General features: G+C 67.1%; 18 protein-coding genes. 8 read left to right on the forward strand and 10 right to left on the reverse strand.

From position 1 onward, the window contains the following. Positions 1-5 precede the first annotated feature (5 nt). From ACTIF6_RS01735 to ACTIF6_RS01755, 5 genes are all read right to left on the reverse strand, one after another. A complete protein-coding gene (locus tag ACTIF6_RS01735; RefSeq protein WP_439586274.1) occupies positions 6-4,172 on the reverse strand; it encodes a translocation/assembly module TamB domain-containing protein in 4,167 nt (1,388 codons plus the stop codon). After that, positions 4,172-6,190 carry an autotransporter assembly complex protein TamA gene (locus ACTIF6_RS01740; protein WP_439586275.1) on the reverse strand — a complete coding sequence of 673 codons (2,019 nt, stop codon included), beginning with the start codon at positions 6,188-6,190 and terminating at the stop codon, positions 4,172-4,174. The genes ACTIF6_RS01735 and ACTIF6_RS01740 overlap by 1 nt, the downstream gene beginning before the upstream one ends. Positions 6,191-6,257: 67 nt before the next feature. Beyond that, positions 6,258-7,445: a vWA domain-containing protein gene (locus ACTIF6_RS01745; protein WP_439586276.1), complete on the reverse strand. Its 1,188-nt coding sequence runs from the start codon at positions 7,443-7,445 to the stop codon at positions 6,258-6,260. Between the two features lie 19 nt (positions 7,446-7,464). After that, positions 7,465-8,058, reverse strand: coding sequence for a GNAT family N-acetyltransferase (locus ACTIF6_RS01750; protein WP_439586277.1), 594 nt, complete (start codon positions 8,056-8,058; stop codon positions 7,465-7,467). After that, positions 8,055-8,909 (reverse strand): AAA family ATPase, encoded by an 855-nt coding sequence (locus ACTIF6_RS01755; RefSeq protein WP_439586278.1) that lies wholly within the window; start codon positions 8,907-8,909, stop codon positions 8,055-8,057. Before ACTIF6_RS01755 ends, ACTIF6_RS01750 begins: the two co-directional genes overlap by 4 nt. 103 nt (positions 8,910-9,012) lie before the next feature. Between ACTIF6_RS01755 and ACTIF6_RS01760 the strand changes: the two genes are divergently transcribed. Next, positions 9,013-9,681, forward strand: a complete 669-nt coding sequence (locus tag ACTIF6_RS01760; protein WP_439586279.1) for a c-type cytochrome — start codon at positions 9,013-9,015, stop codon at positions 9,679-9,681. Between the two features lie 48 nt (positions 9,682-9,729). On the opposite strand, the gene ACTIF6_RS01765 is transcribed toward ACTIF6_RS01760, so the two are convergent. Continuing rightward, a complete protein-coding gene (locus ACTIF6_RS01765) occupies positions 9,730-10,164 on the reverse strand; it encodes a DUF1841 family protein (protein WP_439586280.1) in 435 nt (144 codons plus the stop codon). Between the two features lie 125 nt (positions 10,165-10,289). Between ACTIF6_RS01765 and pcaF the strand changes: the two genes are divergently transcribed. After that, positions 10,290-11,495, forward strand: coding sequence for a 3-oxoadipyl-CoA thiolase (pcaF, locus tag ACTIF6_RS01770; RefSeq protein ID WP_439586281.1), 1,206 nt, complete (start codon positions 10,290-10,292; stop codon positions 11,493-11,495). A 3-nt stretch (positions 11,496-11,498) separates the two neighbouring features. Here the strand turns inward: pcaF and ACTIF6_RS01775 are convergent, their stop codons facing one another. Further along, positions 11,499-12,137 (reverse strand): trimeric intracellular cation channel family protein, encoded by a 639-nt coding sequence (locus tag ACTIF6_RS01775; RefSeq protein ID WP_439586282.1) that lies wholly within the window; start codon positions 12,135-12,137, stop codon positions 11,499-11,501. Positions 12,138-12,157: 20 nt separating this feature from the next. Here ACTIF6_RS01775 and ACTIF6_RS01780 point away from each other — a divergent pair, with 20 nt between their 5' ends. From ACTIF6_RS01780 to ACTIF6_RS01790, 3 genes are all read left to right on the forward strand, one after another. Continuing rightward, positions 12,158-12,913, forward strand: coding sequence for a sulfite exporter TauE/SafE family protein (locus ACTIF6_RS01780; protein WP_439586283.1), 756 nt, complete (start codon positions 12,158-12,160; stop codon positions 12,911-12,913). Positions 12,914-12,979: 66 nt separating this feature from the next. Further along, positions 12,980-13,597 carry a nucleotide-binding protein gene (locus tag ACTIF6_RS01785; RefSeq protein WP_439586284.1) on the forward strand — a complete coding sequence of 206 codons (618 nt, stop codon included), beginning with the start codon at positions 12,980-12,982 and terminating at the stop codon, positions 13,595-13,597. Then, positions 13,597-14,052, forward strand: coding sequence for a MaoC family dehydratase (locus tag ACTIF6_RS01790; protein ID WP_439586285.1), 456 nt, complete (start codon positions 13,597-13,599; stop codon positions 14,050-14,052). Before ACTIF6_RS01785 ends, ACTIF6_RS01790 begins: the two co-directional genes overlap by 1 nt. 6 nt (positions 14,053-14,058) lie before the next feature. On the opposite strand, the gene ACTIF6_RS01795 is transcribed toward ACTIF6_RS01790, so the two are convergent. From ACTIF6_RS01795 to ACTIF6_RS01805, 3 genes are all read right to left on the reverse strand, one after another. Beyond that, the gene (locus tag ACTIF6_RS01795; protein ID WP_439586286.1) at positions 14,059-14,382 is read right to left on the reverse strand and encodes a hypothetical protein; all 324 of its coding nucleotides are present in this window, start codon (positions 14,380-14,382) and stop codon (positions 14,059-14,061) included. 149 nt (positions 14,383-14,531) lie between these two features. After that, positions 14,532-15,005, reverse strand: a complete 474-nt coding sequence (gene trmL, locus ACTIF6_RS01800) for a tRNA (uridine(34)/cytosine(34)/5-carboxymethylaminomethyluridine(34)-2'-O)-methyltransferase TrmL (protein ID WP_439586287.1) — start codon at positions 15,003-15,005, stop codon at positions 14,532-14,534. Between the two features lie 42 nt (positions 15,006-15,047). Next, on the reverse strand, positions 15,048-15,785 hold the full coding sequence (locus tag ACTIF6_RS01805) for a ComF family protein (protein ID WP_439586288.1): 738 nt from the start codon (positions 15,783-15,785) through the stop codon (positions 15,048-15,050). 52 nt (positions 15,786-15,837) lie between these two features. Between ACTIF6_RS01805 and ACTIF6_RS01810 the strand changes: the two genes are divergently transcribed. The 3 genes from ACTIF6_RS01810 (at position 15,838) to coxB (ending at position 18,676) form a co-directional block, all read left to right on the forward strand. After that, complete coding sequence (locus tag ACTIF6_RS01810; RefSeq protein ID WP_439586289.1) at positions 15,838-16,746, forward strand: biotin synthase; 909 nt, start codon at positions 15,838-15,840, stop codon at positions 16,744-16,746. A 201-nt stretch (positions 16,747-16,947) separates the two neighbouring features. Then, positions 16,948-17,379, forward strand: a complete 432-nt coding sequence (locus ACTIF6_RS01815) for a DUF2244 domain-containing protein (protein ID WP_439586290.1) — start codon at positions 16,948-16,950, stop codon at positions 17,377-17,379. A gap of 124 nt (positions 17,380-17,503) precedes the next feature. Continuing rightward, the gene (coxB, locus tag ACTIF6_RS01820) at positions 17,504-18,676 is read left to right on the forward strand and encodes a cytochrome c oxidase subunit II (protein ID WP_439586525.1); all 1,173 of its coding nucleotides are present in this window, start codon (positions 17,504-17,506) and stop codon (positions 18,674-18,676) included. Positions 18,677-18,680: the final 4 nt, after the last annotated feature.

Below are 18,680 nucleotides of genomic sequence, written 5' to 3' on the forward strand. Positions count from 1 at the left end.
GGGGGTTAGTCAAATGTCGTTGTAAATATCAGGTCGATGGCGTTCTCTTCGCCCGCTCGCGCGCGCACCGTGAAGCGGCGCGAGAGGTCGTAGAACATCGACACCGTGCCCATGGCACCCGCCAGGCTGCTCTCGTAGCTCAGGTAGAGCTTGTTGGAGATGCGCTTGCCCAGGGTGAGCGCGGCGGCCGAGGTGGTGCCGTCGGCGTTGGTGGCGCTGCCGGCGAAGGACAACTCGTCCAGCCCGAAGGCGCGCGCCAGGCCACCATCGAAGCCCCCCCCGCTGCGCGAGATCAGCGCCAGCGCCGCCTGCTGGAGCACGGCGGCTTCGGCGCCGGCTCCGCTGGCCGGGCGGCCCAGCACCAGCCACGCCAGTTTTTCGCTGTCGGGCAGTTCAGGGTCCGAGAACAGGCGAACGCGCGGCGTCTGCGCCGTGCCGCTGATGAGCACGCCCACGCGTTGCGTGGTGTTGGGGCGGATGGCGGTGATGTCCAGCGTGGGGTTGTCGTAAGGGCCGGTAAAGCGCAGCACACCGGTTTCGATGGCGAGCTGCTGCCCATAGGCGCGGTACGTGCCGCGCACGGTGCGAACTTCGCCCAGCACGCGCGGCGTGGGTTGCGCGGGTGTGCTGCGCAGATTGAGTTCGCCGTTCAGCCAGGTGCGCAAGCCCAGGCCGCGCACCTCGAAGTTGTTGCCCAGATCCAGATCCACCAGCACGTCGGGCTGCACGCGGAACGCGTTCGGGTCTTCCAGCGGAATTTCGGTGCCGCGCACGACGACGTCCGCACCCAGCGTGGGCGTGGACTCGTCGGGCAGGATGAACAGCGCTTCGTCGGCCGTGAGCTTGCCGCGCAGTTGCAGCGCGGGGCCGGCCAGCTCGGCCTGCAACTGGCCCGAGAGCGTCAGACGCCGATCAGGGCGGGTAGACACGCGCAACCGGGTGGCCGTGGCCTGCAGGCTGATGTAGGGCTGGCGTCGAGCCTGGCCCTCGACCGTGACGCTGCGCCATTCGGTGCTGCCGGTGGCCAGCAGCGTGCCGCCGGTGGCCGCGCCGCCACGGCCTTCCAGATAAAAGCGCTGGATGGTGATGCGCTCGCCCGCCAGCGTGGCGCGCAGTTGTCCACGTGAAAAAGCGATGCCGTTGACGAGCGAGCGCAGCGCCAGATCGTCGGCCTGCAGGCTGCCGTTGAGCAGTGGCGCGGCGCGCGTGCCCGACAGCGTGAGGTCGGCGGCCAGCGAACCGCGCACGCGCCAGCCGGGCGGTGCCAGCGCCGACCACACGCCCACCTGCGGCAGGCTGGCCTGGATGCGCCCGCCCAGCGGCGCCTGCTCGCCCCAGTGCCACGCGGATTGCGCCGCGTTGGGCGGGCTCAGCGTGGTGCTCAGATCGGCGCTGGCCTGGCCCAGGCGCTCGCTGTCCCAGCGCAGCCGCGCCTGCACAGTGTTGCCTTGCGTGTCGATGTTGAGCTGCGCCTGGCGAATCCCGGTCTGCAGGCGTTGAACGGAGTTCGTGTTTTCGTCGAAAGCGCCATCGGTCTGCACCGACAGGTCGCCGCTGCGGCGTTGCAACTGGGCCGACAGGCGCGGCGGCTGGCTGGCATCGGCGGGCAGTGACAAATCCCAGGCGCCATCGAACACCACGTCGCCCCCCAGGCCGGACTGGCTCAGCGGCCCGTGGCGCGCGCCCTCCGCGGTGGCCAGCGCGTCCACCCACGACATGGGCAGGCCGCTGAGCTGGCCACGCGTGTCCAGCGCGCCGGCGCGCCAACTCAGTCGATCCCAGTTGAGGCTCAGGGGCTGGGTGACGTTGGGCGTGGCCGCTGCCGCGGCGGCGGCCGTTGTATCGGGGATCACCACCGTGGCGGCAGCGCTCGGCGCGGCGCGGCGCTGGAAGGACGGTTGCAGCCGCAATTGCCCCGGGTCGGCCTGCACCTGCAGCGCTCCCGTGCGAGCGCCTTGCCAGGCGGCACCCAGCGCACCAGCGGTCTCGAGCGTCCATTCCACGGTGCGGTCCGGGCGCGCGCTGTCGGTGGCCTGCAGCTTCAGGCGCGCGAGGTCGAGCCGGCCGCTGTCGATGTCGGGTCGGCGGGCGGTGCTGCCGAGTTGCAGCGTGCCGTGGGTGTCCAGCGTGGCACGCCATGGGCCTTGTTCGGCCTGACCCGACAGGCTCAGCGCGAGGCGCTCGACCGGCCCGTCGGCCTGGAGCCTCAGCTCCCGCAGATCCAGGGTCTGCAGGCGGGTCGATGCGGTGCTGGCTTCGCTGGCGGGCACATCGCGCGCGATGCGCAGGCGCGCAGCGTCCAGCGCGACCTGCACACGCGGTGCGGTGGCCACGGCGTTGGGCGTGCTGGCGGGCGGCGGGTAACCGAAGGCGCCCAGGCCGCCTTGCCAATTGGCGTCGAGCCGGGCGCTGCCTTCCACCTCCAGGCCGGGCATCCCGTCCAGCGCGGCCTTGATCGGTGGCCCCGCCACCGGCAGCGTTTCCAGGCCGCGCACCCAGGTCAGCAGTCGCGTGGCGTCTTCCAGTTGCAGGTCCACATCGCCCTGGCCCTGGGCGTGGGCCGCCTTGCCTTGCCAGCGGGCCTGCGCGCCCGGCACCTGCAGCGCGAGGCGGCCGTCGAAACTGCGGGCCAGCGTGTCGAACGCGCCCTGGCCTTCGAGCGTGGCGTCGGCCGCGGCCAGGCGCAAGGTGCGCAGTTCCAGCACGCCTTGCGCGATGTCTTGGGCCTGCGGTTTCCAGCGGCCCTCGGCCTCCAGTTCGCGCAGGCGCAAGCCGGCGAGCGCGCCGCCGCGCGGCTGCGTGCCCGAAGGCCGCACGCGCGCGTCCACGTCGATCGCCGCGCGCGGGGTCTGCGCATCCACCGTGCGGGCGCGCACCGTGCCGTCGAGCGCGGCGGGCGCCAGACTGCTCCAGAACTGCGCCGGGTTGAGGCGGCTGGCCCGCAGGTCGCCCTGCCACTCGCCCAGCGGCGAGGCCTGCGGTTCGCGTGCGGGCTCGAACCAGCCTTCGCCTTGCAGGCGGCCCGGGCCGAGCTGCGCGTCCAAACGTGAAAGGGTCCATCTTTGGCCGCGTTGTTCCAGCGCGGCTTCAATGCGGTCCAGCGGCAGTCGTTGCCGGTCGGCTGGTCCACTGCCCTGGTTGCTCAGTTGCAGCTCCGCGCGCCAGGCGTCGCCGTCGGGCCGGGCCTGCACCGTGCCGCTGAGCAGGGTCACCGGCGCCTGCGGCCAGAGCGCGGCGAGGTCCAGGCGGTTCATGGTGGCGTTGGCCGATTCGAGCGGCTGGGCCTGCCAGGGGCGAAGCCGCGCCTGGGCATCGAGCGTGGACGCGGTGTCCGGCGCGGTGCTGGCGCCACCCACCGTGCGCAGCCGGGCCACGGCATCGAGCGTGGCGTCCAGCGTGCCCAGCGTGCCGCGCACCTCGGCGGTGGCTTGCAGGTTGACGCGCTCACCGCCACCGGGCACCTCGGCCTGCACGTCGCCTTGCGCATCGACGCGCAAGGGCATGGGCGCCTGCGCACCCAGCACGGCCTGCAGCCGGTAGCGGCCTTCGGCGAAGCGCAGGCTTTCCAGCTCGATCTGGTGGGCGTCGGCCACGCCCAGGTTCCAGGCGCTCTCGGCCGCTCGGTAGCGGTACTGGCCTTTCAGTTCGTTGAGCGTGAGCGCGCGGGTGCCGGCCAGCTCAAGTGTGCCGATCGACCAGGGCAGGGTGACCGGCAGGGGCAGCGTGATGGGGTGCAGCGGCTCGGGTGGCGTGGGGGGTGCTGGTGGGCGCTGGTCGTCGATGCGCAGGTGGCCGATGTCCAGGTGCGAGAGGCGCACGCCGCGCCAGAGCAGCGCGTCCATCCAGAACAGCTTGCTCAGGCCGATGCGGGTGTCGGTGGCCTGCACCGTGATGCCCTCGCGCTGCCATTGCAGTCGGCCAATGCGGCCGCCGGCGAAAAGACTGCCTTCCACGTCTTCCGTGGTCAGCGTGCCGGCACTCATGCCCTCGCGCGCCATGAACGACTGACCCCAGCCCAGCGCCTGCGCTAGCGAACCGGGCGAGGCCGCCCACAGGCCGACTCCGAGCAGCAGCAACAGGACCAGCGTGAGCAAGCCACCGAACACCCAGCGCACCACGCGTCCGATGCGCGAGGGTGGCGGGGCCTGGGTGTCGGGGTTGCGGGTCGCCATCAGAAGGTGAAGCCCACGTTGAGGTGGATGCGCAGGCGCTTGGTCTCCAGCCCGTAAGCGAGGTCGAGCTGGAGCGGACCCACGGGACTGTTGAAACGGATGCCGGTGCCCACGCCCCAGACCGGCTTGAGATCGCCGGCCTTGTTGGAAACGGCGCCACCGTCGATGAACACCACGTTTTCCCAGTTGGAGCGGTTGTCGTCGTTCCAGATCGGGCGCTGCCATTCCAGGCTCACCACGGCCTTGTAGCGGCCGGGGCCGATGGTGCCGTCGGGGCGGCGCACACCGATGTCGCGCAGGCCGTAGCCACGCACGGTGTTGTCGCCACCGGTGATGAACAGCTGCGTTTCCGGAATCGGCGCGTCGTCGCGCGCGACCACCGCGCCGCCTTCAACCCGCAGGGCGAGGCGGCCCATGTCGGTGCGGCGGGTGGCGGTCACCTCGCGCGCCTGTCCGGGCTCGGGTTCGGCTGCGGCGGACACGTTGCCCAGCGGCCAGTAGGTCAGCCAGCGAGCGTTGGTGCGGCCGAAGGGCAAGCGCGTGCTGCCCAGCGTGTAGCCCGCACCGAGCTCCACCGCGAGACCATAGCCCTGGTGCGGAAAAATCAGGTCGTCAAAACGTCGCCGGGTCCAGGCGTAGTTGGCACTGATCGCCGAATCGGCACCTTCGGTGGCAGCGTTGCGCATCACGCTGTTGACCACCTGGGCGCGGTCGTACTGCAGGTAGAAGGCGCGGTCGTACTCCACGCCGAGCTGCGTCTGGCCCACGCGCAGGCGCTGACTGGTGGTGGTGGTGAAGTCATCAAGCTGGCGGGCCGCCTGCGCACCGACGATCTTGCGCCAGCCATCGTCGTCGGGCGGTGAGCTCCAGTCGGTGCTGGCCAGGCGGTCGTTGCGCTCGAGCTGGAGTTTGCTCAGGGCGCGCCAGCCCACCCCCGGCACGCTGTTGTGGGTGTGCTCCAGCGACAGGCGCGCGCCGTTGTCGGTGCTGCCACCCACACCAATCACCACCTTCTGCCGCTTGCTCTCGCGCAACTGCACCAGCACCGGCAGCGTTTCGGATTCGGGCGTGGGGTCCACGTAGACGAACACGGCGTCGTAGTAACCGCTCTCCGCCAGGCGCCGTTGCGCGTCCTGCATCTTGGCGAGGTCGTAGTCGCTGCCCGGCTCCAGGCCTGAGAGCCTCACCAGCCGCTCCACGGTGATGGCGTCGTAGCGCTCCGCGCCCTGCACCTTCACCTCGCCCATGCGCATCGCGCGGCCCGAATCGAGTTCGATGTAGAGCCGCGCCTGGTGGGCCTCGGCGTCGATGTCGGCCAGGCTGTTCTGCAGGCGACCCAGCGGGTAGCGTTGGGCCAGGAGGCGGCGCAGGGCAACGGCCTTGGTGGCGTTCCAGTCGGCCTGCGTGAAGGGCAGGCCCGCGATCAGGCCGGCCTCGCGCTGGATATCGGCGCGTTGCTGGGCCGCCGCGGGCGAATCGGCAATGTCGCCCACGAAGGACACGTTGACCGAGGTCACCTGCGTCACGGGGCCGGGCTCCACCCGCACGGTCACGGTGCCGAGGGACCCGGTTGTGCCGGCACCGCCGCCATAGCGGTCGTTCAGCGTCGCCTCCCCCAGGCCCGGCGGTGCGGTCACCGTCACCTTGGGGGAAAAATGGCCCAGCGTGGCGAGCAGTTCCTTCAGGTTCTCGGGCGTCTGCACCAGCAGGCGGCCGAGTTCGTTGGCGTCCAGACTGCGCTGCTGGCGGTAGCGCTGCAGCTCCATGTGGCGCAGCAGGAAGGACTGGGTGGCTTCGTCCGGCGCGCTCAGGTCGATCTCGAAACGGGGGGGCGCCTCGCTGGCGCGCTGGCCTCGGCGCGTGCGGGTTTCCGTGTTCCCGCCCCCGTCCGAGTCGTCGTCCGCGGCCGATGTCCCCGGCTGGGCCGGCTTCCCGGCATTCAAGCGCACAGCAGCCTGCTCGGGCGATTCCGCTTCCTGGGCCAGGGCAGCAAAGGGCACCGAGAGCAGGCAGAACAAGGCTCCGCAAAGCAGGAGAAGCCGAGCCCGTGCAGGCCGGGCCGGGAAGGGACATTTCATTCGTTGGCTATTTCGACAGCAGGCGCATCGTGTCCTCCAGCCCCTTCAAGGTCAGCGGGTACATGCGCTGGCCCATGAGTTGCTGGATCACGCTGATGCTCTGTCGATACTGCCACACGCCCTGAGGTTCCGGATTGATCCACGCAAACCGGGGAAATGCGTGCGTGAGGCGCTGCAGCCACTCGGCGCCAGCCTCTTCATTGTTGTATTCCACGCTGCCGCCCGGTTGCAATATTTCGTAAGGGCTCATCGTGGCATCGCCGACGAAGATGAGCTTGTAGTCCTTGTTGTACTTGCGGATGATGTCCCAGGTCGGGAATTTCTCGGCGTAGCGGCGCCGGTTGTTCTTCCACATGAAGTCGTAGACGCAGTTGTGGAAGTAATAGAACTCCAGGTGCTTGAACTCGCTCTTGACCGCGGAGAACAATTCCTCCACACGCTGGATGTGCTCGTCCATGGTGCCGCCCACGTCCATGAGCAGCAGCACCTTCACGTTGTTGTGCCGCTCCGGGATCATCTTGATGTCCAGATAGCCGGCATTGGCGGCGGTGGCGCGGATGGTGTCGGGCAGGTCGAGCTCGAAGTCGTTGCCCTCGCGAGCGAACTTGCGCAGGCGGCGCAGGGCCACCTTGATGTTGCGTGTGCCGAGTTCCTGCGTGTCGTCGTAGTCGCGGTAGGCGCGTTGTTCCCACACCTTCACGCCACTCTTGTTGCCGCCCTTGCCGCCAATGCGGATGCCCTGCGGGTTCTGCCCGCCGTTGCCGAACGGCGAAGTGCCGCCGGTTCCGATCCACTTGCTGCCGCCCTCGTGGCGCTCCTTCTGCTCTTCAAGGCGCTTCCTCAGCGTCTCCATGAGCTCGTCCCAGTCCATCTTCGGCGCGTTGGCCTTCTGTTCTTCGGACAGGATGCGCTCCATCTCCTGGCGCAGCCAGTCGGCGGGAATGGGCTTGGTGAAGTCGGCGATCATCTCCACGCCCTTGAAATAGGCGGCGAAGGCGCGGTCAAACTTGTCGAAGTGCTTCTCGTCCTTCACCAGCGCGGTGCGCGCCAGGAAGTAGAAATCGTCCATGGAGCAGGCTTCCGGGTTGCGCGGCCCGACCACGTCGGCCTGCAGCGCTTCGAGCAGCACCAGGTATTCCTTGACCGAGACCGGCAGCTTGGCCGAGCGAAGGGTGTAGAAGAAGTCGATCAGCATGGCGATCTCCCGGGTTGGGTCAGGCGTGCAGGTCGCGCAGGTACAGCAGTTGGGCTCTGGCCTCCGGCCATTCACCCGAACGCATGCTGTACATCACTGTGTCGCGGATGGTGCCGTCCCGGCGCAGCGCGTGGCCGCGGATGACGCCATCCTTTTTCGCGCCCAGCCGCTCGATGGCCTTTTGCGATGCGAAGTTGTAGTTGTCGGTGCGCCAGCCCACCACGTGACAGCCCAGCGCATCGAAAGCGTGGCCCATCATGAGCAGCTTGCAGGTGGTGTTGACGTGCGTGCGCTGCACACTCCGGGCGTACCACGTGTAGCCGATCTCCACGCGCTTCACGGCAGGCAGGATGTCGTGGTAGCTGGTGCTGCCAAGCACACGCCCCGACGTTTCCTCGACCACCGCAAAGGCAAAGCGATGGCCTTCGGCGCGCATCTGAAGTGCGCTCTCGATGTAGGCGCGTGTCTGGCCGGGTTCGGGGACGGAGGTGATGCGCAATTTCCAGAGTTCGCCATCGGCTGCAGCGCTGGCCAGGCCCTGCTCATGCGACAGATCCAGCGGTTCGAGCAGAACACCTTGCTGACGCAATCTCACCGGTGCCACGAAGCTCATCGGTTTCTCTGGTTCATGAAGACCAGTTTCTCGAACAGCGTGGTGTCCTGCTCGTTCTTGAGCAGCGCACCCACCAGCGGCGGCACGCTCACCTTGCTGTCGGCGCTCTGCAGCGCCTCGAGCGGAATGTCTTCGGCCATCAGCAGCTTGAGCCAGTCCAGCAACTCGGAGGTGCTGGGTTTCTTCTTCAGGCCCGGCAGGTTGCGCACGTCGTAGAAGGTCTTCATTGCTGCGGCCAGCAACTCCTTCTTGAGCTTGGGGAAATGCACGTCCACGATGCGCTGCATCGTCTCGGCATCGGGGAACTTGATGTAGTGGAAGAAACAGCGGCGCAGGAAGGCGTCGGGCAGTTCCTTTTCGTTGTTCGACGTGATGAACACCAGCGGACGGTGCTTCGCGCGAATCAACTCGCGCGTCTCGTAGCAGTAGAACTCCATGCGGTCGAGTTCGCGCAGAAGGTCGTTCGGGAATTCGATGTCGGCCTTGTCGATCTCGTCGATCAGCAACGCCACCGGCTGGTCGGACGTGAAGGCCTGCCACAGCACGCCCTTGACGATGTAGTTCCGGATGTCCTTGACCCGCTCGGCGCTGTCGTCTTCGGCAAGCTGCGAGTCGCGCAGCCGGCTGACCGCGTCGTATTCGTACAGGCCCTGTTGCGCCTTGGTCGTGCTCTTGATGTGCCATTGAAGCAAGGGAAGGTTCAGCGCCTGCGCCACTTCCTCGGCCAGCATGGTCTTGCCGGTGCCGGGTTCTCCCTTGACGAGCAGCGGGCGCTGCAGGGTGATGGCGGCGTTCACGGCCAGCATCAGGTCCTGGGTGGCGACGTAGTTCTCGGAGCCGTTGAATTTCATGGAAGCGCTTCGTGCAAGGGTTGGGGGGTAGGGTGGCGTCCGACCAGTCTATATAATCAGCGGTTGATTTTTTCTCGGCCGTCCCATTCATTGTGCTTGCAAAATGATTCAAACGCTCTCCACGATCGCCCGTACCCTTGTCACCGCTGCGACGTTCTCCGTGGTGGCCATCTCCGCCCAGGCCCAGGGCGTGACGGGTGATGTGCAGGCAGGCCAGAAAAAGGCCGAGATGTGCATCGGCTGCCACGGCATTCAGGGCTACCAGAACAGCTTCCCTGAAATCCACAAGGTGCCCAAGATTTCGGGCCAGTCGGGCGCCTACATCGTCGCTGCGCTCAACGCCTACAAGAAGGGCGACCGCAAGCATCCCACCATGCGCGGCATTGCCGCCTCGCTGAGCGAGCAGGACATGGCCGATCTGGCCGCCTTCTACGCCTCGCACGCCGACAAGGCCGCGCCCGAAGCGCCGAAGTCGGCCAGCACCAAGGCCGCCGCGCTGATCGAGAAAGGCGCCTGTGCGTCCTGCCACGGCGCCAACTTCAGCAAGCCCATCGACCCCAGCTACCCCAAGATCGGTGGCCAGCACGCCGACTACCTGTTCTTCGCGCTCAAGGCCTACACGGTGGAAGGCAATCACGTGATCGGCCGTTCCAACGGCATCATGGCCGGCATCGCCAAGCAGTACACGCCGGCTGAAATGCGCGAGATCGCCAAGTACCTGTCGTCCGTCGAAGGCGACCTCAAGACCGTGCCGCAGTCGCGCTTCCGCTGAGCTGCACCGCCGCCGTCAAAAAAGCCGCTCTTGAGCGGCTTTTCTGTTTCAGTCCCGCGTGGCTCGCTGGCGCACGGCTTCGATGTAAGCCTGCCCGTCGGGCGGCCGTCCGGCGCGCTGGCTCTCCCAGAGCATGGTGCCCAGGCACTCCATCACCTCGTGGTGTGCGGCGTGCAGGTCACCGCGTCGCGCGGCCAGCAGTTCCACGGCCTGCCGGATGCCTGGAGGCTGGTCGATGCTGCACTGCTCGCTGATGGACAGGTGCATCGACAGGTGCAAGAAGGGATTTTCGCGCCCCGGATCGGCCTCGCCCAGGCGGGCCAGGGCGGCCTCCACGTCGGTGAGTTCGGCGTGGTGTTCGGGATGCTCGTCAATCCATTGCGCGGCCAGCATTTCGATGGCCTCCATGGGCTCGCTGGAGCGAGACTTGGCGAACACCGAGCAGTAAAAACGACGGACGTCGGCTTGGGAGGGGTTGAACATGGTTTTAGCGTAGCACGCAGACCGTCAGGGATTTTCGGGCGTGGAGCTCTCGACGTGAATAACCCGGGATGACCGCCGCTTGACCGGCTTGGTTACAGTCACGGACCGATCCGAGGAGAAACCCAATGACCCAACAAGCCTTCATCTGCGACGCCATTCGCACCCCCATCGGTCGCTACGGCGGCGCCCTCTCCAGCGTGCGCACCGACGACCTGGGCGCCGTTCCGCTCAAAGCCCTGATGGACCGCAATCCCGGTGTGGACTGGGCGAGCGTGATCGACGTGATCTACGGCTGCGCCAACCAGGCCGGCGAGGACAACCGCAACGTGGCGCGCATGGCCAGCCTGCTGGCCGGCCTGCCCGTGGAGGTGCCCGGTGCCACCATCAACCGCCTGTGCGGTTCGGGGCTGGATGCGGTGGGCACGGCGGCGCGCGCCATCAAGGCCGGCGAGGCGGGCCTGATGATCGCCGGTGGTGTGGAGAGCATGAGCCGCGCACCCTTCGTGATGCCCAAAGCCGAGTCGGCCTTCAGCCGCAACAACGCGGTGTACGACACCACGATCGGCTGGCGCTTCGTGAACAAGCTGATGAAGGCGCAGTACGGCGTGGACTCCATGCCCGAGACGGCCGAGAACGTAGCCACCGATTACAAGATCGAGCGCGAGGCGCAGGACCGCATGGCGCTGTCCAGCCAGTTGAAGGCGGTGGCCGCGCAACAGGCCGGCCATCTGGCTCGGGAGATCGTGGGGGTGACGATTCCACAGAAGAAGGGCGATGCCGTCGTGGTGGACCAGGATGAGCACCCACGTGCAACCAGCCTCGAGGCGCTGGCGAAATTGAAAGGCGTGGTGCGGCCCGACGGCACGGTGACCGCGGGCAACGCCAGCGGCGTGAACGACGGCGCGTGCGCGCTGCTGCTGGCCGATGAAACCTCGGCGGCGAAGAACGGCCTGACGCCGAAGGCCCGCATCGTGGGCATGGCCACGGCCGGGGTAGCGCCGCGCGTCATGGGCATCGGCCCGGCGCCGGCCACGCAGAAGGTGCTGGCGCTCACGGGTTTGAAGCTGGAACAGATGGACGTGATCGAGCTCAACGAAGCATTTGCTGCGCAGGGCCTGGCGGTGTTGCGCATGCTGAGCCTGAAGGACGACGACGACCGCGTGAATGCCTGGGGCGGCGCCATTGCGCTGGGCCACCCGCTGGGTGCCAGCGGTGCGCGCCTGGCCACCACGGCGGTCAACCGCCTGCACCATACGGGTGGGCGTTATGCGCTGTGCACCATGTGCATCGGCGTGGGGCAGGGGATTGCGCTGGTGCTGGAACGCGTTTGAAGACTACAGCTTCCAGGCGGGGAGTTGCCAGTTGCGCCACAAGGCCAGGCCGCGCAATCCCGCTGTGAACACCACACAGGCGACCAGCGAAAGCCAGCCGGGCGCCTCGATCTGCCACAAGCCCACATACAACCAGCCACCGGCAAACGCGCACAACGCGTAGGGCCGATGGTCCTTGAAGGCGGTGGGGATTTCGTTGCACACCACGTCGCGCAGCACGCCGCCAAACACGCCGGTGATCAGGCCCATGAGCACGGCCACCAGGGCCGGCATGTCCAGCAGCAGCGCTTGGTGCACGCCGGTGGCGGTGAACAGGCCGAGGCCCAGCGCGTCGGGCCACTGGATGGCGCGTTCGGTCAGTTTCACGTGGCGCCCGCGCAGGAACAGCATGGCGAGTGCGCACAGCGCGAGCACGCCCCAGAGCATTTCCACGTGGCGCACCCAGAAGAAAGGACGCTGGTCCAGCAGCAGATCGCGCAGTGTGCCGCCGCCGAAGGCCGCCAGAAAACCCACCACCGCCACCCCCACGGCATCGAGCCGCATGCGGGCACCCATGAGGATGCCCGAGAGCGCAAAAGCGACCGTGGCGGCAAGCTCGACGAGCAGCCGCAGGGTTTCGCCCCAGAATTGAACGTTGTGCATCCTCGGGATTGTCCTCTTCCATGCCCCTCATCACCGATCCGTATTTTTATCTCGTCGCCATTCCAGCCGTGCTCCTGCTGGGCATCAGCAAAAGTGGCTTTGGTGCCGGTTTCGGTTCGCTGGCGGTGCCCATGATGGCGCTGGCCGTCACCGTGCCGCAGGCAGCCGCCATCCTCATGCCGGTGCTGCTGCTCATGGATCTGCTGGGCATGGCGGCCCTCCGGAAGAATGTGGACCGCCGCCTGCTGATGTTCCTGATTCCCTGGGGGCTGCTGGGCATCGTGGTGGGCACCTTGCTCTTCAAGGTGATGGACGCGCGCCTCGTGGCGGGCATCGTGGGTGTGTTCACGCTGTTGTTTCTCGCCCAGCGCCTGCTGTTCCCGCCACGTGCGGACAGTGCACCACCGCCGAAATGGGTGGGCGCGCTGCTCACTGCCACCTCGGGTTTCACCAGTTTCATTGCGCACGCTGGTGGCCCGCCGATCAACGCCTACGTGATACCGCTGCGGCTCTCGCCGGTGCTGTTCACCGGCACCATGGCGTTCTTCTTTTTCTTCGTCAACCTGGCGAAATGGATTCCCTACGCGTGGCTCGGCCTGCTCGATCTGCGCAACATGACGACCTCGCTCGCGCTGCTGCCGTTTGCACCCCTCGGCGTCTGGGTGGGCGTGCGCGTGGCACACCGAATTCAGCCCTTGCTGTTCTACCGGCTGATCTATACCGGTATGTTCCTCACCGGCTGCAAACTGGTGTGGGACGCCATGGCGATACCATAGGGCTCCATTCCGCCTTCCCCTCCGCAGCTTGCGGCCGGGGTGTCTACACGCACAAAGGAGCTCTACATGCCCATCGTGGTGGTTGCCAATCCCAAAGGAGGCGTGGGCAAGTCCACGCTGTCGACCAACGTCGCCGGCTACTTCGCCCGCCAGGGTCATTCGGTCATGCTGGGCGATGCCGATCGGCAGCAGTCTTCGGCCTTGTGGCTCAAGCTGCGCCCGCCCACCGCGCGTCCCATCCAGACCTGGGACATCTCGGAAGACCTGGTCGGACGGCCGCCGAAGGACGTGACCCACGTGGTGCTCGACACCCCCGCCGGGCTGCAGGGCTCGCGCCTCCGGGAGGTGCTCAAGGTGGCCGACAAGGTGCTGGTGCCGCTGCAGCCCAGCATCTTCGACATGTACGCCACCCGGACCTTCCTCGATGAACTCGCCCAGTCCAGCCGCGCCAGCAAGGTGCAGGTGGGCCTGGTGGGCATGCGCGTGGACATGCGCACGATCTCCGCCGACAAGCTGCGCGAGTTCGTGGTCTCCCTCGGCCTGCCTGTGGTGGGTGCGCTGCGCGACACGCAGAACTACGTGCACCTGGCTGCACGTGGCCTCACGCTGTTCGACATCACGCCGGGCCGCATGCCGAAGGACCTGGCCCAGTGGGAAAGCATCTGTCAGTGGCTGGATCGTTGATGAGGACCTTCGAGACCCTGGCCGACCTGGCCGCCTGTGTGGGCCAGGAGGTGGCGGTGAGCGACTGGACCACCGTCACCCAGGAGCAGGTGAACCGCTTCGCCGAGTCCACGGGCGATCACCAGTGGATCCATGTCGATGTGGAGCGCGCAAAGGCCGGGCCGTTCGGTGCACCGATCGCGCACGGCTTCCTCACCCTGTCATTGCTGCCGGCGTTCTTCGACGCTGCGCTGGACATCAAGGGTGCTCGCATGGGTGTGAACTACGGACTCAACCGCGTGCGGTTCCCGTCCCCGGTGCCGGTGGGCAGCCGCCTGCGTGGGCGCATGACGCTGCAGGCGGCCGAGCCGATCGAACGCGACGGCTTGCAGATTACCTGGGCGGTGGTGGTGGAGCGTGAGGGTGGCGACAAGCCCGCCTGCGTGGCCGAGTCGCTGGCCCGCCTCTATCCCTGAAGCCGGCTAGTTGATCCGGACCAGTTGCTTGGGCTCGAGCCAGCCTTCGAAGCACTCGATCAGCGCATTGATGCGCTCGGCGGCGACGGACTGGTTGTGTTGCTGGGAAATGATCTGGTAGGCGTCGTTGCGCAGCATCCAGAGTTCCTGCGCGGTCCGGGCCTGATCGATCTTCGTGCGCAGGCGTTGCGCGGCCTGCGTCGTGCAGTCCGCGATGCTGCGCATCAACTGGTTGCGGATCATGGCCAGGTCTTTCAGACTGGCCGATCGGGTCGGGCGCTGATGCGGCGCCATGGTCACCCCGAGGATCCGGGCGAGAGAAGTGATCAAGGTGGTCTCCGTGCAGCCTGCGGGTTGGCGTTTGGCTGGTCGGACCATGCCATTGGGTGATCGGCATGGCCTGTCACAGGCTGCAGGCGCGATGGTGCGCGTTTCGCGGGCGTTGTGAAGCAGGCTCCCCCGCACCCGCGTGACCTGCATCACGGAACCGGTCGGGAAAATTGAATCTGGCGCCAGGCCTCGTACACCGTGACCGCCACGGCGTTCGACAGGTTGAGACTGCGCTGGCCTTCCACCATGGGGAGGCGCAGGCGCTGCGGGGCGGGAAAGCTCTCACGCAGCGCCTCGGGCAGGCCACGGGTTTCGGAGCCGAAAACCAGCCAGTCGCCGGCGGCAAAGGTGTTGTCGAACACGCTGTGGCTGCCACGGGTGGTGAAGGCAAACAGGCGTCGCGGATCGGGCGACTCGGCTTGCAGGAACGCGGGCCAGTCGGCGTGGCGGCGCACGTCGGCGTACTCGTGGTAGTCCAGCCCGGCGCGGCGCATGTACCGGTCGTCCATGGAAAAGCCCAGCGGTTCGATCAGGTGCAGCGTGCAGCCCGTGTTCGCGCTCAGGCGGATCACGTTGCCGGTGTTGGGCGGGATCTCGGGTTGGACCAGGACGATGTGGAACATGGTTCGGACGCAGGTGTGGGCAGCGACTGTACCCGGTGCACCTCAATCCGGCGGCGGTGTTCGCGCAAACACCATCGCGCTGACCCGGGCCGCGCCGGCCTGCAGCAGCGCCTGGGCCGCAGCATGAAGTGTGGCGCCGGTGGTGGTCACGTCGTCCACCAGCAGCACATGGGCATCGCAGATGTGTGTCACGCGCTCCGGGTGCGCGGCGAACACCCCGCGCAGGTTCTTCAGCCGTTGTTCGCGCGACAGGCTGTGCTGGTCCGGCGCCTCGACCAGCCGCACCAGTGCATCCGGATGGGCCAGCTCGGGCAGGGCCAGGCCTTGCAGCCGGGCCTGCTGCCGCACCGCCTTCACCAGTTCCCAGGCCTGGTTGTGGCCGCGTTCGCCCAGCCGGGTGGGCGTGAGCGGCACCGGCACCATGAGCCCGCATCGGACCAGCAGGTCGCGCGAATGGGGCGATTGCAGCATCTGTTGCGCGAAAGGTGCGGCCCAGCCGGGTTCACCACGGAACTTGAAGCGCGCGATCAGGTGGTCCCAGGGGTAGGCGTAGTCCACTGCGGCGGTGCAGGCCTGCAGGACCTGGGGATCGGTGCGCGTCAGGCAGGTGCCGCAGCGCGTCAGGCCTTCGGGCACCGGCGCTGCGCAACCCATGCAACGCACCGCCGGCCCGGCAAAGCGCCGCGCGCAGGCTTCGCACACCGGGCGCGCGGGCCAGCCACCACACACCTGGCAGATACCCGGAAGAGGGGCCAGCAGGGTGTGCCAGGTGGAGAACATGGGGCGCCAATATACTGGGCCGCTTTTCCCAGTACTCCCCCATGGGCCCCGATTGAACACGCTTTCCGTTCCCGAAACCGCAGTGCCCGGGCTGGATCCTGTCGCTGCGCTGCGCTGGCGGCGGCACCCGCGACGTGAAAGTCCCTGGCTGCACGAAGAGGTGGCCACGCGCATGGCCGAACGGCTGCACTGGTTCCGTGAGCAGCCAGCCAGCTGGTTGCACTGGGAGCCGGTCGCCGGCGGCCTGCGGGCGCACCAGCATTTGCGCAGCCTGTTGCCGGAAGCCCTCTGCTACGCCTCGGCCGAGCGCGTGCAGGACGCACTGCAGGCCACCCGTGAAGGCGCCGGCCCGGCCTGGAACCCGCTCAACTGGGGTCGCCACAAGGGCGCACAGCCCGCCAACGACCAGACCCGCGTGCGCATGCTCTGGGCCAACATGCTGCTGCACATGGAGCCGCACCCGCAGGCGCTGATCCAGCGCTGGAACGCGCACATCGAAACCAACGGCTTCCTCATGTTCTCGTGCCTTGGCCCGGACAGCCTGCGCGAGCTCCGTCCCGTGTTCGCGCGACACGGCTGGCCCGAGCCCGCGCATGCCTTCACCGATATGCACGACTGGGGTGACATGCTGGTGCACAACGGTTTTGCCGAGCCGGTGATGGACATGGAGCGCATCACCCTCTCGTACAGCAGTGCGGAGCCCATGCTCAAGGAACTGGGCGAACTCGGGCGCAACCTGAACACCGCGCGTTTTCCCGCCTGCCGCTCGCGCGCCTGGCGAGAACGCCTGTGCCAGGCCATCGAAGCCGAGCTGCCGCGTGCGCCCGACGGGCGGCTGCTGCTGACCTTCGAAGTCATCTACGGCCATGCCTTCAAACCGGTGCCCCGCGTCGCCATGGGTCCGTCGACCACGCTGCCGGTCGATGACCTGCGTGCCATGTTGCGAAATCCGCGCCGCTGAATCCGATCCATCGCACCCGGATGTGGCGGTACTGCCCGGGGCAGGGGGTGAGCGCCGCTACAATCCGGGGTTGTCGTTTCGTCAAGGGCATCTTCCCTGCATCGGCGCGTCGGCCTGGTGGCTGGCGGCGGCTTGAATCGGTGGTGGTTGGTGAGCCATACCTGCAGCGTCTATCGCTTCGCGACTCAGTCTGAGCAAGGCATGGAGTGGTCGCTCAAGCGCAACTGTTCGGTCACACCCGCTCAGCTGGGCTGGCTTTATGCCTCCCTGTGCGTGGTGTCGCTGGGAGTCGCGGTGGGTTTCTGGTCGCTGGGCGCTCCTCTGGTGCTGCCCTTTGCGTTGCTGGAACTGGTGGCTGTGGGATCTGCGTTCCTGCTGTATGCCCGTCACGCCACCGATCGCGAGCGCATCCACCTGCTGGATGGCCAGTTGGTGGTGGAGCAGGAAACGGCGGGCAGGATCCAGCGGTGCGAGTTCGCCCGCGAGTGGGTGAGGGTGGAGCCTCGAGGGGATGACGGTCAGTTGATCGAAGTCCGTGGTGGGGGCCAGTCGGTGAAAGTCGGGCGTTACCTGCGCTCCGATCTTCGGCCGGCGCTGGCCCGGGAAATCCGCCTGGCATTGCGCGGTGGATGACGGATGCGTTGGGTGGGTTTCGATGGGCGAGCCCGGGAAAATTTGTTCTAATCGGCATTGATATAAATCAATACTTATATTTGAGGCGCTTAAAGTGAGTACGACGAAGAAAACGGTGCATTCCCTGCGAAATCGGTGGTCCGCGCTTCGCGCAGCAGGTGCCTCTCTGGCGCTGGGCGTCGGCGCCTGGACCTCGGTGGCGGCCCAGGTGAAGGATCTGCCGGGCGGCCCGGCCGTCAATCAGTTGAACTTTCACCCGCCGGTGACCCGCATCGCGGTGGAGCAGCACTGGCTGCACTGGTTCATGATGGGACTGTGCGCCGTCATCTTTGTCATCGTCTTCGGCGTGATGTTCTATTCCATCCTGAAGCACCGCAAGTCGGTCGGCCACAAGTCGCAGGCGCTGGCCGAGCCGATCTGGGTGGAACTGGGCTGGACCATCATCCCCCTGCTCATCGTCATTGGCATGGCGCTGCCCGCCACCAAGGTGCTGGTGGCCCAGAAGGACACCACCAACAGCGACCTCACCATCAAGGCCACGGGCATGCAGTGGAAGTGGGGCTACGACTACATCAAGGGTGAGGGCGAGGGCATTGGTTTCGTCTCCACGCTGGACAACAGCCACCGCGTCATGTCCAACAGCGGCAAGCCCGAGGTGACCGACGACTACCTGCTCAAGGTCGACAATCCCCTGGTGGTGCCGGTGGACCGCAAGGTGCGCATCATCACCACCGCCAACGACGTGATCCACGCGTGGATGGTGCCAGCCTTCGGCGTCAAGCAGGATGCGATCCCCGGCTTCGTGCGCGACACCTGGTTCCGCGCCGAAAAGACCGGTGACTTCTATGGCCAGTGCGCCGAGCTGTGTGGCAAGGAACACGCCTACATGCCCATCCATGTGAAGGTGGTGACGGCCGAGCAGTACACCGCCTGGGTCACCGAACAGCAGAAGGCCATGGCTGCTGCCGCCGACGACCCGAGCAAGGTGTGGACGCTGACCGATCTGGTCAAGCGTGGCGAGTCTGTCTATGCCGCCAATTGCGCTGCGTGCCACCAGGCCAACGGCAAGGGCGCTGGCCCGATCAAGCCACTGGACGGATCGGCCATCGTCACGGATGCCGACCACGCCAAGATGATCAACGTGGTGATCCATGGTGCGGCCAATGGCGCCATGCCGGCCTGGAAGCAGCTCTCGGACACCGAGCTCGCTGCCGTCATGACCTTCGCCAAGAACAGCTGGTCGAACAAGACCGAACAGATCATCCAGCCCGCCGAAGTGCAGGCTGCGCGCAAGTGATCCG

Origin of the sequence: Hydrogenophaga sp. (assembly GCF_051860785.1) — a bacterium.
Lineage (GTDB): Bacteria > Pseudomonadota > Gammaproteobacteria > Burkholderiales > Burkholderiaceae_C > Hydrogenophaga.